Raw genomic sequence first — 14879 nt, 5'->3', positions numbered from 1 at the left:
GACAAGTCTATGGATCAAATCAATACAAGAAGACAACTCGAAACGGATCTTACAGAACTTATACGAATGCTCACTCGACTGGGGAAAATGTCTGAAGAATCTCTCACCAGATCTGTTTGGGCTCTAAAGAATCAGAACGCAGCCGTGGCTCGCGAAATTATTAACCGAGATGACGCAATAGATGATCTCGCAGCAGAACTTGATATGGCTTGCATGCAATTCACTGCTCGTTTTCAGCCACTCGGAGAAGATTTACGTGCTGTTTCTTCCATTATGCACATGGCGGTAGACCTGGAAAGAGTAGGAGATTATGCCACCAACATCGCAAAAGCCGCCATTGAAGTAGCCGATAAAGAGCTTATGAAGCCTCTCATCGATATCCCCCGAATGGTAGACATTCTCTCTGAAATGTTGGAAAAGACCTTAGAAGCCTTGGAATCTAAAAACGAAGCTACGGCTATTCGCGTTTTCCCTTTAGACGACCTTATTGACGACCTTGAAAAACAGATTATGCGCGAATTACTTCTGCTCATGATGGAACGCCCCCAACGTATAGAGCAGGCAACGCTACTTCTCAACGTGGCGAGAACTCTGGAGCGAGCAGGAGATCACATTACGAATATAGCAGAACGGGTCATTTACATTATTACCGGGAAGACCGTTAAAGCCTCCACATACCGCAGGCCAAAGGAGCGATAAGGGTGAATGGACAGCGTATTCTTGTAGTAGATGATGAGAAAGGAATTCAAGAAATAGTTTCTCAAGCCTTAAAACGCCGTGGATATGACACCCTTAATGCCGCAGACGGAGATACGGCTCTTGATATGGCTTTTACAGCCAAGCCAGATCTTATTATCCTTGACCTCATGCTTCCTCGAATGGATGGGTGGGAAGTCTGTCGTCGTCTGAAAAGCAACAAAGAAACGGCCTCTATCCCCATTATTATGCTCACCGCCCGTCGAGAGGAAACAGACGTAGTGGAAGGTCTAGACCTCGGGGCAGATGATTATATTAAAAAGCCTTTTTCCCTTGCTGAATTAACAGCTCGAGTGGGGGCCATTTTGCGCCGTGTCCAAATAGCAGATGAGAGCCGACAAAGAGTGGAGGAAGGAGATTTGATTCTTGATTTCGAAAGTCAGACAGCAATCTTGCGGCAGTCACTTCTCGACCTCAGCCCCACAGAATTTCGTATCCTCGAACTCTTGGCCCGGCGTTTTGGACGCACTGTCTCCAGAGACGAAATGCTCGGCCGGATTTGGAACCTCTATGGAGGAGATACGCGAACTGTAGACGTCCATATTTCACGACTTCGTAAAAAAATCGAGGACGGAAGAGAACCCGCCCTCACTATACAGACCCTTCGAAGCCGCGGCTATCGCCTCACCTGGGAGAAACAATCATGAACACCCTCAAGGGAAAAGTAACCGCGGTGCTTACCCTCGTCACCGTTTTGGCTTTCATAATAAGCTGGTTTCTTGTTTCGAGCATTATGAAAGAGCGGCTTATTTCTGATGCCATAGACAGGCTGTCGAGACATACCGCCGCCATAACACAAGTAATAGAAGATAACGGATACTCCGCCTTTCAACGAAACCTTCAACAGTGGTCGGATATTTTCGGAAGCCGCATCTCTATTATCAACCAGGATGGGCGGGTAATCCTCGATAGCGCAACAGATGCGGAAACCCTTGATAACCATAAAGGAAGACCGGAAATACGTCAGGCAACTAAAGAGGGGCTAGGCAGCACCACTCGTTACAGCCATTCTCTCAAGGCCTATATGGTCTATCTGGCACGAAAATTTTTCTTCAACGACAAAACATACTTCATACGCATGGCCTATCCTCTTACAACCCTCAAAGAAACAATTTTTCAGGCCAAACTGCAATTTCTCTCGTATATTATCATCATTGCCTTTCTGATTATTATGGTTGGTTTCTGGATCGTCCGACGTTTTTTCACTCCTCTGGAACGTATTATTGCAACAGCACATACTATTTCAGAGGACAAAGATGTCCGTTTTCCTCTCATGGCAGATCCGGAACTTCAACGTCTTTCCGAATCTCTGCAAACAATGTCGTCTCGTCTAAAAAACGCTCTGGAAGACCTTGGGAAAGAGAGAGACACTCTTTCTCGTATTATCGCAGCCTTGCCTGTAGGAGTCATTCTCCTCGATAATGACAACCGGCTTCGCTATTCCAACACTATAGCCCAAACATTGCTGGGGATCAGAACCACTATGACTCCAGGCCAACCTATAGAACGTTTTCTCACGTTGGCGGAACTGTACCCCCTGCTCCAAGAGGCAAAAGAAGGAAAAGAACAGACAATTAAAGCAGAAATGCCCGAACAAGAAGGCCGCCATTTAAGCATTTATGCTCGTCAAACTGGCAGTGGTCCGCTCCTGGTTATTGCCGACCTTACAGAGGAAATTCGACTTGAGCAGGCTCGACGAGATTTTATTGCCGATGCGGGACATGAGCTTCAGACCCCCCTTACCACTATTCGTGCTACCGCTGAATTTTTACAGGAAGAGTACGAACAAAACGAAGAAATAGGACGCTATCTCGATTCCATTATTCATCAACAGGAGCGCATGACCAGCCTTGTGGACGATCTGCTCCTCCTCTCTCGGCTGGAAAGCGAGCCCCCCTCAGAAAAGGAGGAAGAATTGGACCTTTCTCGCCTCCTTCAATCTCTCACAGAAGAAGGCCGAAATCATCCATTAGCCGAATATATCTCCATACAAACAGATCTCCCCGAAAGGGCGTTGATAATGGGGCGAGCACAGGATCTCTCTCGAGCCATCCGAAACATTCTTGATAACGCTATAAAATATGTTCGAGAGAAATTCGGGACAGAAAAAGGAGGGGAGATCTCTGTCTCTCTTTCCCATCAAGAAGGATGGTGGATTCTTCAGATAGAAGATAACGGCATTGGAATTTCCCAGGAAACTGCCGCTTTCATCTTCGAACGATTTCGCCGTGGCGACTCTCACAGAGCTAGAGGACAATGGGGCTCTGGTGGGTATGGTCTTGGATTAGCTATTGCCAAAAGAATTCTTACAGCCCATGGAGGAAATATAGCTCTCGTCACGGCGAATGGAGAAAAAACACTATTTGAAATAAAGCTCCCCACTCAAAAAAATTAAGCATATAAAAATCTCTGAGCCTTGTCTATTAGAGGAGACAAGGCTCAGAGACATTTCTAAACAGCACGTGCGCTCGAACCATACGTATGTAGAGCCCTCGTTGCGGCAACCACGCAGGATATCTTAAACGGAACCTGCGCTTGGGGCATACGCATACCGAGACTTCATTGCAGAGACTGCGCGGGCATTTTAAACAATACCTACGCTTGAACCATAAGCCCCTTCTGATCTTCCAATTTAAATTCTTCCATAATGTTCTGAGTCTCTTCTGCCTGAGAAGACAACTTCTGAGCTTCTACAGCCAATTGTTCCCCTGCCCGAGCTGTATCTTCAAAGGCTTGACTGATCTGATGGACAGTTTCCAGCAGTTCCTGGATACGCCGGGTAGATTCGTCAGTACTCTGCCTTAGATTTTGGGCCTCTGTTGCCTGGCCGTGAGACAATGTCACTATATTCTGCACTGCTTCGTTAATCTGAGGCAGCATAGCGCTTGTCTCCCCTACAGCTGTCTGGGTTCCCTCTATACGCTGAGATGCCTCTTGAAGAATGCCCACCATCGCTTCTGCAGCATCATTTGTCCTGCCAGTATCAGCCACTATTACATCGGTAATGGAGCGAACTTGCTGAGCCGCCTCTGCAGATTCTTCTGCGAGTTTTCGGACCTCTTCAGCCACAACAGCGAACCCACGACCGGCCTCCCCTGCTCTAGCCGCTTCTATAGCAGCATTCAACGCTAAAAGGTTTGTCTGATCAGCAATTTTAGTGATAGTTTCCACAAAAATTTTTACTTTGCCAATAGAATCTAATAACTGACGTGAAGCTTCACCATTCACCCTTGCCTGATGCACTGCATTATCTATATTTTGCACAACAGAAGAACTTAACCCTCTCACTTTTTCAGTAAGAGATGCCGCCTGTTCTGTCAACGACGCTATCTGTTGGGTTTCTTTTGCCACATCTTGAGCTGTCTCTTCCGAAGAGTGAACCACTTTTGAAACGGAAGTAGCCGCCTGAAGGATAGAGTGAATGGCTTGCTCTGCCTCATCTACAGAAGCTTTCACTTCTTCCATGGAAGCAGATGTCTCCTCGGAAAGGGCACCAAGAGTCTGTGAACTATCTAAAGTTTGTCGAGCCTGGCGGCGACCTATAGTCATAGCATTCCCCAACGAGTCCACCATCTTGTTTAACTCCATGGCAATCATGCTCATCTCATCATTCCCTTTTGTGAGGCACCGAATAGCCAGGTTTTTCTGACCTAATTTCTTTACATCAGATGTCAACATATCTACAGAACGGTTGATCCCCACAGAAATCCACCTTAAAACAAGCAAAAGAAGCAAAAAAATACCGCCAGCAATATAAAGTAGCTGACGAGTAATAGCTCCGACTTGAGTTTTTATCGTCGATGTGGGGAAGGTAATGCCCAATGAAAAACCATGGCGGGTGGGGGCAAAAAATGCGTACTGCTCCACTCCATCCTGTATAAACTTATCCATTCCAGAGCTCCCGTTAATCATGCGATTGGCTATATCTCGAAGAGATTGGGGAAATTGAAGATGAGTCGCCATATTGGCCTTCATAACATCTTCTTTATGAAAACTTGCCATCACCAATCCTTCAGGGGTTAAGAGAAAACCCGACCCCTCCCCCGCAATTTTCAAGCCAGCAACAAAATCACTTAAAGTAGAAATGTCGACATCACATCCAACAACCCCGATTAATTTAGGTCCCTCATAGACTGGAGTTGCCGCTGTAGTCACTACATTGCCAGTGATAGAATCAATGTATGGGCGGGTAAAAATAGTATTTTTTTCTTCCAATGCCTGCTTGTACCACGGCCTTTCGCGAGGATCCCACCCATCTGGCGGAACCCAATCGCCACCTACAATAAAACGCCCGTCATCTTCCGTCCCCAAATACACCGCCATAACTCCATCCTTTGCCATTTTCTTCGTCATCTCTTCCAAAGCAGGCTTTAAAATAGAATCAAGGCGATAAGATTGCTCTGCAGCAGAGGCTGCCGCATCCATAAAATTCTCGTATTTCTCAAAAAAAGATCCCACAATTTGAGCATCAGCCGCGATGATCTCCATACCAGATGCTTCAAGGTAACGAACAAAAAAACGCTCACTTCTTCTGTTCACGACAAACAGCGCCATGGAAAAGAGAATAAGGACACAAATACTGACGCCTAACAGTTTTTTTCGAATGGTCAATATTATTTCCCCTCCCCCCAAAAGGTTTAAATTTTACAACTATTGTATATCATCTTTCTTTTAAACATTAAATATATTTGGGTTCGTATAATGCATCCACTTTCCCACAAAAAAAGAGCCGTTTTTTAAAACGGCTCTTTTCACGATCAAATGGACGTTTTTTTAACTGACTCCTTGTCTCAAGCCTTCATTTTTTAACCAAAGGCAATAGACACTCTTCTCGCTATACTCTTCACCAAAAAAGCATAAAGGGGGACCTGAATCACCTGAGTTTGGATACGAGGAATCATAGTAACTATCATTGGCACTCCATAAAGAGACTGCATAAAATAGGGAACCAACAACACCGCCGTGATGGTCTGCCCCACAGCCATCCCCACAAGAAGCTGCCAGAAGGTGTAGTCTCCCTTGGTATTAAAACACTTCAAGACCAGAGGCGGGATAATTCCTGTAAGTGCTGCTGTGAGAGTGAAATGGGGCATATACGGCCCCATAGGATTGATCCAGAATCCAATAGCGTCCCCCAGTGCCCCTACAATCCCTCCGGCACGAGGTCCCATATAGATTCCAGCAAAGACAACAGGCAACGCGCCAAAACCGATTCGCACCATTTCCACACCAGCCATGGGAACTCGAATACTCGCAATACGGGTTAGTACAATATTCAAAGCTACGAGGAGAGAGATATAGACAATCTCACGAGTTGAAGAGTGATACTTAAACAAATTACCTTGCTGTTTTTTCAAAAGCAAACGCCTCCTTTACGGGCAGGTCTGCCACATCAAAGGAGTAACGTATCGATGTGACAGCGAACGCGGCGGCCTACCGCAAGCTGGTGAAAGCTTTTCGTCTCAGGGCAACGTCCCATCCCTAAGCACTTAACGCAAAGTCGCCTACTCTGCCAAAATGTTTTTTCATTCTACCATAAGAACCACAATAAAAACTCTTTCTAGAAACTTCAAGAAGCATATGCTTCGCAAACGAAAGTGTTTAAATTTGACAAAACGTCTTCCTTATTTATACTGTATGTATATTTAAAAGTTGGGAATTTATTTTTTATGTTTTTGACTCTTATTCTCAATATAACTTCATTTTGAAAGCGAGGTTTTTTCAATGCAGCGCTGGTTCTGTCTTTTACAAGCAGCGGATATAGCCTTTCCCAGCATGTTAAGCGTGTTTTCGCAGCAGAAATCGCTACAGAAGAAGCTGTGGAATTTTTGTGTTCACCCTCTACTGGTTTCCCAAGATTGTTTTTCCTCTTTCAAATTAGCAACAACTTCATTTATCCAGCTCTCTCTTTCAACAACTACTACTCACACTACCACATGCACGTGCACAACAAGCACGTGTGTCTCTCTGTCAACATCAACCCGATAGTTCCTGTTTTTACTTTATAACGTTAAAGAGTCTTTCTAATAAATTACGAGTTTTACTGTGTTGTTTCATAACAAAAGTTTCTCGTATGTAAGCACTCTAAATTATTTTTCTGTTTACCAATAAAAAGTTTTGCTGGGCGACGTCAGCAAAAGCTATGTCATAAGCTATACACACATACTCTCATGGAGGTGCATTCAGTATGAAGGGAAGAAACATTCGCAAGATTTTGTCGCTATTCTTTGTTCTCACGTTTTTTGTCGCATCGGCAACTATAGCCAGTGCAGAGGAAGGTCCCATTGTCATTGGCTCTATATGGAGCCAGGTAGGGATTGCAGCTCCCTTGGGGCAAGCCGGCCTTCGCGGAACTCAGCTTGCTGTAAAACTTGCTAACGAGCAAGGAGGTGTTATCGGTCATAAACTAGAGCTCAAAAACATTGACGGACAGAGCGACACCACGGTTATTTCAAATGCCGCTATCCGTTTGGTGGAAGAGAGCAAAGTAATAGCTGCGTGTGGACTGACCGATGACTCTCTTGTATCTGCTGCCGGCCCCATTTTCCAAGAAGGGAAAACCGTGTTCCTTGACGGTACGGCTACAACGCCAACTATTCCCAGCATTGGAGATTTTATCTTCATGACTCCCTTTGGAGATAACTATCAGGGGCAAGCTGTAGCTAAATATTGCGCCCATACCCTGGGATGGAAAAAAGTAGCTGTTATTTGGGACAATGCCAGCGCTTATAGTACCGACCTCTCAAATTTCTTTATGGATGCTTTCAAAGCCTACACCAAAGATGACGCGGCGATTGCACATCAGGAAATCTATCAAACTGGCGACGTAAACTTTACGGCCCAGCTCACTCGCCTAAAAACAGTCATAGAGAAAGAAAAGATTGAAGGCATCGTTATTACACCCCCATTCCCACAAGATGGGCCTATTATCGCAAAACAGGCAGAAAAACTCGGCATCAAGCTTCCTATAGTTCTTACCGACGGTGCTGACGACCAGAGCGTTGTAGAGGTAGGTGGACCCTCTATAGAGGGTGCCATTGTCTCTACCCACTTTGCAGCAGAATATCCTCTTACGGAAAATGCCAAGAAATTTGTGGAGGCTTACAGAGCGGAATACAACAACGAGCCCGGCGCTTTTGAGTGCCTCGGTTTCGACGCCGTCAATATTATGCTGGAATCCATTGAAACCATCGGGAAAGAAAAATGGGATTCCATGTCTCTTGAAGAACAGAGAGTAGCTTTGAGAGATACAATTCAAAGCCACAAGTTCGTAAAAACCACCATGCCCATTTCGTATCCAGATCCCCAAATGGTGAAGTATCCGAGAGTTCCTCTGAAACCAGTCGTCTTTAAAGAGTTCAAGGGCGGACAGAGAGTCTATAAAGACATCATCTACCCGGAAGATCTATAAAAACATCTCTGGCAGAGGCTGGAACACAGCCTCTGCCTATTCATAATACGTCTGGAGCTGATGGTATGCTGAACGTTCAAAATTTGACAAAAAGCTTTGGCGGACTTCGAGCTGTGGACAGTCTAAGCTTCCAACTTGAGCAGGGGGAGCTTTTAGGCCTCATCGGTCCCAACGGAGCCGGTAAAACCACAGTATTCAACCTTCTTACCGGAGTCCTGAAAGTTACATCGGGGACAGTAGAACTCGATGGAGAAAATATAACCAACAATCCACCTCACCGCATTACGGCCAAAGGCATCGTGCGCACTTTTCAAAACCTTCGGCTCATGAAGGGACTATCCCTTCTGGAGAATATGAAAATCGCCTTTCATCTCTCTTTGCGCTATAGCTTCAAAGACGCTTTTTTCTTCACTTCAAAATATAAAAAAGAGGAAAAGCGAATAGAAGAGAAAATACATCACGTCCTTGGGCTGTTGAATATGGACCAATATGCCGCCACTGTCATAGACGACCTGCCTTACGGTATTCAAAAGAAGGCAGAATTGGCCCGAGCTCTCCTCTTCGAGCCCAAAGTGCTTCTTCTTGACGAGCCAGCTGCCGGTCTTAACCCTGCTGAGGCCGACGAAATAATTCGCATTATCCGCATGATTCATTCGGAATCCCCAATGGGCATTATTATTGTAGAACACAACATGAAAGTGGTTATGGGAATTAGTGAGCGGATCATTGTAATGAACCAAGGTGCTCTCATTGCTCAAGGAACCCCCTCTGAAGTTCAAAACAACGAGAAGGTTATCACTGCCTATCTCGGGCAAAAAGCTTGGAAAAAGCAGGCTGTCTGTGCCGAAAAGAAGGGGGAAGCAGCATGTTAAAGCTCAATCACATTATTGCAGGCTATGGAAAGGCCGAAGTCCTTCACGACATTAACCTGGAGGTAAAAGAAGGAGAGGTTGTAGCCCTTGTAGGACCTAACGGGGCAGGAAAAACTACGACCATTCGATGTATTACCGGTGAACTTTCCGTAACAAAAGGTACTATTCTCTACAAAGGCAAAGACATCACATCTTTACCTCCCTATAAGATAGTACCTCTCGGCATCGGATGTTCCCCTGAAGGCCGTAATATTTTCGGGAACCTCTCTGTCTATGAAAATCTAAAAATGGGAGGGTACCTTCTCAAAGAAAAGGCGTTGTATCAAGAACAGCTGGAATGGGTCTACCAACTGTTTCCCAAACTCTGGGACCGGCGAGATCAGCTGGCAGAATCTCTCAGCGGAGGGGAACAACAAATGCTGGCTATAGGAAGAGCGGTTATGACCAGACCCCAACTGCTTCTTCTCGACGAGCCATCCCTCGGCCTTGCACCAGTTGTAGTGGATCAGATCTACGAAAAGATAGAGGAAATCAGCCAGCAGGGATCATCAATCCTGCTTGTGGAGCAAAATGTACGACTCGCCCTCGAAATATCCTCCCGGGCCTATGTTATGGAAAGCGGGCAAATACACTTATCTGGCGATAGCGCCAGCCTTGCAAAAGATTCCTACGTAGAAGAAACCTATCTGGGGGTGAGATAACATTATGGGTGTGCTCTACTTTTTTCAGCAGCTTATTAACGGCCTTTCCTATGGCAGTATTTTAGCCCTTCTAGCCATTGGCTACACTATGATATACGGAATCTTGGGGCTTATAAACTTTGCCCATGGAGAGATATTCATGATCGGAGCTTTCTGCTCCTATCTTTTGATTATGAATGCTGCCGCCTCCTTCTGGACAGGGCTCATAGGAGCCATAGGGGGAGCCGTACTAGCCGGACTCCTCATCGAAAAGCTGGTTTACGGCCCCTGTTTGAAAAAAAGCCCCGAGGTCCTCACCGTCTTCATTGCCTCTTTCGGAGCATCTCTCGGACTTCGAAATATCTTCGTTATGATCTTCGGCGATGGACGGAGAGCCTTTCCCACCCCAGAATTTCTTGAGGGTATTATCGTCACGAAAAGCGGATTGTTCCTCAATGTGAAAGACCTCTGGATCCTCGCCATAACCGGCATACTCCTGATCTCTGTCACTCTCTTTATAAAATATACCAAGGTCGGGACAGCCATGCGAGCTATCGCCTATGACCCCAACGCAGCAATGCTTGTAGGCGTCAATAGCGCGACATTGGTGCTTTTGGCTTTCATTATCGGATCAGGGCTTGCGGGCATATCGGCAGTATCCTATGGAATCAGCTTTGGAATTGTGAATCCGAGCATGGGGTATATTATCGGTCTCAACGGTTTTATAGCCGCAGTTCTGGGAGGCATCGGCAACATACCTGGAGCCGCTATCGCAGGGTACATTATAGGCCTCGGAGAGGTGCTTTTCGTTGCCTTTCTTCCTCCTGCATGGTCAGCGATACGTCCACTCTTTGTGTGGGCACTTCTCTTTTTGATTCTCTTCATCAAACCATCTGGTCTCTTTAGACCTAACATTAAGATAGAGTAGGGGGCGAAGACATGAATAAGAAAACTACAACTATCCTCGGTTCGTTGATCCTTCTCGGCATCCTTCTCCTCCTCGCCAACACATTTCTGAGGGGATACTACCTTCGACTAGTTATTTTACTGGCCGTTACCTGTATCGTTGCTCTAGGGGTCAACATCACTAATGGCTATACAAACATATTCTCTCTCGGATTCGGCGGAACCATGATGGTAGCCGGCTATGCCACAGCTATCCTGACTCTGCCTCCAGCCTATAAAAAAGCAGTGCTTCACCTTCCTCTTTGGCTGGAACAAATTCAGGTAGCCTTTCCCCTGGCCCTTCTCATCGCAGGAATTTTAGCGGTTATAGCCAGCGTTATATTATTACTCCCCGCTTTCCGTCTCGAAGGACAGTATTTTATTCTCGCTTCTATGGGAATTAATATCGTTATGGGGAACTTGGCAGAAAATCTGCGCGGGATTACTCACGGAGACATGGGGCTTCGAAATATTCCCGCCTTCACCAACATATGGTGGGCCTATGGTATCCTTCTTGTGGTTATTTACGCCACCCATCGCCTCGTCAACTCTCGTTTCGGTCGTGGATTAATTGCCATATCAAAGGATCAGGAACTCGCGAGCGTCATGGGTGTTCCCGTAGTACGATATAAAATAATGTCTTTCGCCATTGGAAGTTTCATTACGGGCATTGGTGCCGCTTTATGGGTACATCTTGTCCTCACCATGAACCCCAAGGCTTTTAGTCTTGTCTATGTTTTCCAGTTAGTGGCCATGCTCGCTATAGGGGGCATTGGAACTATCTCAGGCCCTCTTATCGGGACAGCTATTCTTACTATCGGAACAGAGCTATTAGCTCCGCTCCAGGAAGGTTTTACATGTATGGGGCTCTCTATTCCGCCTGTTTTTGGCCTCGTAAACGTTTTAATGGCAGTGCTTTTAGTGATCATTATGATCTTCAAGCCTCGAGGCCTTATGAACGGTCGAGAAGTATGGAACATACTCAATCCCCCTAAAAAAGGAGGGCAATAAAAGATATGGAACATCATATTAAAAGAGATCAGGTCATCTATGCCATGTCGAACTCTCATGAAGCCGTAAAGCACGTTCAGCCTGGTGACCGAATTGTATTTGAAACAGAAGACTGTTTCAGCCATAAGATTACACTGCCGGAACACCGCCTTTCCTCTGACTTTGACTACTCCATTGTCAATCCAGCTACCGGCCCCATATGGATAGAGGGGGCAGAACCTGGAGATGTGCTTGTAATCCGAATAGAAAAGATAGAACTGGACACGCAAGGAGTAGTGGAACTCTTCCCTGGATGGGGGCCTCTGGGAGATAAAGTTACAGGAAGCCATACAGAAATCGTCTCTATTCAAAAGGGGAAAGGGCACTTCTGCGGTCTGGAACTACCTCTTCGCCCCATGATAGGCGTTATTGGAGTAGCTCCCGCAGAAGGAGAAATAGCCTGTGGTATCCCTGGCACACATGGCGGGAATCTAGACACTATTCAGATGACTGAGGGGGCTACTTTACGGCTTCCAGTATATGTCCCCGGAGGAAAACTTGCTCTCGGCGACCTCCATGCCATTATGGGGGATGGAGAAGTCTGTGGAACGGGAGTAGAAATTAGAGGGGAAGTGACCCTCACTGTAGAACTGGAAAAGGGCAGGAGGCTCATCACCCCCCTATTAGAAAATAAAGATGCCTACTTTGTTCTGGCCAGCGCCCAAACTTTGGAAGAGGCCACTCGCATAGCGCTAGACGAAGCTGTGACCCTCATTTGCGAAAAGAGAGGAATGACGTGGGAACGGGCGTATATGTTTGCAAGCATTGCCTGCGATCTGCACATCAGCCAAGTTGTAAATCCTCTCAAAACAGTTAAAGTCCGGATCCCTAAATAAAGAGAGAGAAAGCAAGGGGTTAGGAAAACACAACAAAGACTAGGCTCCTATCATTACCATTGTTTATGATTGGGAAAGAAATTTCTGCAAGGGAAGCCCCCAACACGCCTGTGTCAGGGGCTTCTTTTTCATTTTTTATCGAAATCGACTATCTATTTATTCTCGCTATAAAGCTCTCGCAAACAGGCCTCTGTTAAAGCTCCGAGGCTTGAAATCATTCCCTCTTCAGGCAGATCAGAAGCGTCATAGGCCAGGGGCAACTCAGTACATGCAGCTACAATAGGAACATGTCTCTCCTTCCATAGCCTCTCCACAACCCCTTGCAGCAATACCCCTCCCTCGCGGAGGCGATTTGCTTTTACTAAAACAATGCTTTCCTGAACCTTTTTCTGATCTTCGTCAGTAGGGAAAAAGAAAGGATACCCTACTTTTTCTGCATAACGCTCGTACATACCGCTCTGTTTAGTGCCACTGGTGGCCAGCAACCATGCTCCTTCAGAGCTCCGTTCAGCAGCTAGGCCCACTGTAGTCTCTACAATATGAATCAAAGGCACTGGCAATTCTTTTCGAAATGTGTCGATAAAAAAATGAGCGGTGTTGCAAGGGACAGTCAGAACTTGAGCACCCCATTGAACCAACGAGAGCAACCCCTCTTTCAAAAAGGGCGTAGGATCTTCTCCCCTACCTAAAATAGCACTACTGCGGTCTGGAATCTGCGGATTCGACAGAACATAGAGCTTCGGATGTTCCTGATCACTTCTCGCCGGAGCCTTTATGGCTAAAAGCCGCAAAAATTCCGCTGTAGCAGCCGGCCCCATTCCACCAAGGACACCAAGAATTTTGGAAGGCACTTTCACTGAAGAGTTCATTATGTCACGTCCTTACTCTGAGGTAAAAACATACTCCTTATGTCATAAATTATACCCTTCACTCAATAAATACGTAATTTCCCCTATTTATATTCCCGTAAAAGTGACGGGGTCTCATTGGCACGTTTCTACTAATATATAGTCACACAGCATCGCAACGGTATCAAGTACCAATCCTCCTGTTGTGTGTGCCCTATGAGTCAAATAATCTCCCTTTTCTGCAGAGGCCTCTCCCCCAGGGGCCTCTACTTTTTTTGTATATGAATAACGGTAATTTCAGGGGTGGCAAAAAGACGCATGGGAGGCCCCCATGTTCCAGCCCCAGTTGTCACTACTAGCATATTGCCCCTCGGGAGTTCATGAAGACCAGATGTCATAGGATAAATCAATGTTGTAATAAGATTGAAAGGCCAAATCTGCCCTCCATGTACGTGACCAGAAAGCTGTAGATCGTAAAAGCCCAAGGTCTCTTCACGCACAAGAGGTTGATGTTTCAAAAGCACACAAAACTTGTCACGGGGTATTTCTGCCAATAATTTATATTCCGTCGCATGCACTTCTTCAACCATAGATACAGCAGGGTCATTCACTCCCACCAATATAACAGGTCCAACGTCCACCCATTCATTTCGAAGAAGGCGAAAACCTGCCTCTTCCGTAAAAGCCACAGACTGTTTTAATCCCGCATAGACCTCGTGATTGCCAATAACTCCGAACTTCCCCAACGGAGGAGACAGGCGATGGAAAATCTCTATATCCCCCACTCTTCCGTTCATCTGCCCATCTACAATATCTCCTGTAGAAACCACTACGTGAGGATCTTCACCTATCGCAAGATCTATTATCTTCGATAATCGTTTCTCCCGAACAAGTAGGCCTAAATGAATATCAGAGATGTGAACAATCTTGAGAACAGGCCACTCTGGCGGTAGTTTATCGCTCTCTATTACAATATGGCGAGGATGAATATCGAGAGCCTCTCTATAGGCCCACCAACAGGTTCCAATGGATAGAAAAATTATCCCTATTCCAATCCATCGGATTCCCCAATCACTCAGAGGATACCGAGCAAACCACAAAATAAGACGAAGCAAAATAAGCCCTAACAAGCCGCAAAAAGAAAGGAATATAAAACCCATCCATACATACCCTACCCACGCCAGGGCATGACGCAAAATGCTCCCGCCAATCTTTTCGCCAAGACGTAATATAAGAGGGCAAGCCACCATAAAAGCACCCCAAAGAGAGAGGACTAAAACTCCCCACCCTCTCAGAGAAAAAATTCTAGCCGTAAAAGACAGGACATACCACGTCATGACACCGTAAATCGCTAGGTAAAAAGAAATCACGATCCAAAAACGTGTCATAATATCCCTCCAAAGCTAGAGTTTTTTTCTAACCACTCATAATTATACTGAATTTTGAAAATATTTATATGGGGCACCATCAGGGGCATATCA

Annotated in this window: 13 protein-coding genes and 1 riboswitch; of the genes, 9 read left to right on the top strand and 4 right to left on the bottom strand. The window is 45.8% G+C overall.

Going from position 1 to position 14879, the window contains the following annotated elements; all coding sequences use genetic code 11:
* Positions 1–9 precede the first annotated feature (9 nt).
* Genes phoU through B3L97_RS05390 form a run of 3 tightly spaced genes read left to right on the top strand, consistent with a single transcriptional unit; the run spans position 10 to position 3151 of the window.
* Positions 10–699 (top strand): phosphate signaling complex protein PhoU, encoded by a 690-nt coding sequence (phoU, locus tag B3L97_RS05400; protein ID WP_024821511.1) that lies wholly within the window; start codon positions 10–12, stop codon positions 697–699.
* Between the two features lie 2 nt (positions 700–701).
* Positions 702–1403, top strand: coding sequence for a response regulator transcription factor (locus tag B3L97_RS05395; RefSeq protein ID WP_024821510.1), 702 nt, complete (start codon positions 702–704; stop codon positions 1401–1403).
* Positions 1400–3151 carry an ATP-binding protein gene (locus B3L97_RS05390; protein WP_024821509.1) on the top strand — a complete coding sequence of 584 codons (1752 nt, stop codon included), beginning with the start codon at positions 1400–1402 and terminating at the stop codon, positions 3149–3151. The genes B3L97_RS05395 and B3L97_RS05390 overlap by 4 nt, the downstream gene beginning before the upstream one ends.
* A 200-nt stretch (positions 3152–3351) precedes the next feature.
* On the opposite strand, the gene B3L97_RS05385 is transcribed toward B3L97_RS05390, so the two are convergent.
* Together B3L97_RS05385 and B3L97_RS05380 are read right to left on the bottom strand one after the other, a co-directional pair.
* Complete coding sequence (locus B3L97_RS05385) at positions 3352–5367, bottom strand: methyl-accepting chemotaxis protein (RefSeq protein ID WP_024821508.1); 2016 nt, start codon at positions 5365–5367, stop codon at positions 3352–3354.
* Positions 5368–5561: 194 nt separating this feature from the next.
* Positions 5562–6113, bottom strand: coding sequence for a folate family ECF transporter S component (locus B3L97_RS05380; protein ID WP_286847537.1), 552 nt, complete (start codon positions 6111–6113; stop codon positions 5562–5564).
* A 58-nt stretch (positions 6114–6171) separates the two neighbouring features.
* Positions 6172–6270, bottom strand: a riboswitch (THF riboswitch).
* Between the two features lie 673 nt (positions 6271–6943).
* Here B3L97_RS05380 and B3L97_RS05375 point away from each other — a divergent pair.
* The 6 genes from B3L97_RS05375 to B3L97_RS05350 all read left to right on the top strand — a co-directional run bounded on the left by B3L97_RS05375 (position 6944) and on the right by B3L97_RS05350 (position 12550).
* Complete coding sequence (locus B3L97_RS05375; RefSeq protein ID WP_024821506.1) at positions 6944–8167, top strand: ABC transporter substrate-binding protein; 1224 nt, start codon at positions 6944–6946, stop codon at positions 8165–8167.
* A gap of 65 nt (positions 8168–8232) precedes the next feature.
* Complete coding sequence (locus B3L97_RS05370) at positions 8233–9039, top strand: ABC transporter ATP-binding protein (protein ID WP_286847538.1); 807 nt, start codon at positions 8233–8235, stop codon at positions 9037–9039.
* Positions 9033–9740, top strand: a complete 708-nt coding sequence (locus B3L97_RS05365) for an ABC transporter ATP-binding protein (protein ID WP_286847539.1) — start codon at positions 9033–9035, stop codon at positions 9738–9740. Before B3L97_RS05370 ends, B3L97_RS05365 begins: the two co-directional genes overlap by 7 nt.
* 4 nt (positions 9741–9744) lie before the next feature.
* The gene (locus tag B3L97_RS05360; protein ID WP_286847540.1) at positions 9745–10647 is read left to right on the top strand and encodes a branched-chain amino acid ABC transporter permease; all 903 of its coding nucleotides are present in this window, start codon (positions 9745–9747) and stop codon (positions 10645–10647) included.
* An 11-nt stretch (positions 10648–10658) separates the two neighbouring features.
* Positions 10659–11675, top strand: coding sequence for a branched-chain amino acid ABC transporter permease (locus tag B3L97_RS05355; RefSeq protein ID WP_286847541.1), 1017 nt, complete (start codon positions 10659–10661; stop codon positions 11673–11675).
* A gap of 5 nt (positions 11676–11680) precedes the next feature.
* Positions 11681–12550, top strand: a complete 870-nt coding sequence (locus B3L97_RS05350) for an acetamidase/formamidase family protein (protein WP_286847542.1) — start codon at positions 11681–11683, stop codon at positions 12548–12550.
* 152 nt (positions 12551–12702) lie between these two features.
* Here the strand turns inward: B3L97_RS05350 and B3L97_RS05345 are convergent, their stop codons facing one another.
* Together B3L97_RS05345 and B3L97_RS05340 are read right to left on the bottom strand one after the other, a co-directional pair.
* Positions 12703–13419, bottom strand: coding sequence for an aspartate/glutamate racemase family protein (locus tag B3L97_RS05345; protein ID WP_286847543.1), 717 nt, complete (start codon positions 13417–13419; stop codon positions 12703–12705).
* A gap of 245 nt (positions 13420–13664) precedes the next feature.
* Entirely contained in the window at positions 13665–14786 is a 1122-nt protein-coding gene (locus B3L97_RS05340; RefSeq protein ID WP_286847544.1) for a metallophosphoesterase, read from the bottom strand.
* Positions 14787–14879 lie beyond the last annotated feature (93 nt).

Origin of the sequence: Aminobacterium sp. UBA4834 (genome assembly GCF_002400205.1) — a bacterium.
Lineage (GTDB): Bacteria > Synergistota > Synergistia > Synergistales > Aminobacteriaceae > Aminobacterium > Aminobacterium mobile.
This window is presented reverse-complemented; position numbering and strand designations above follow the sequence as displayed.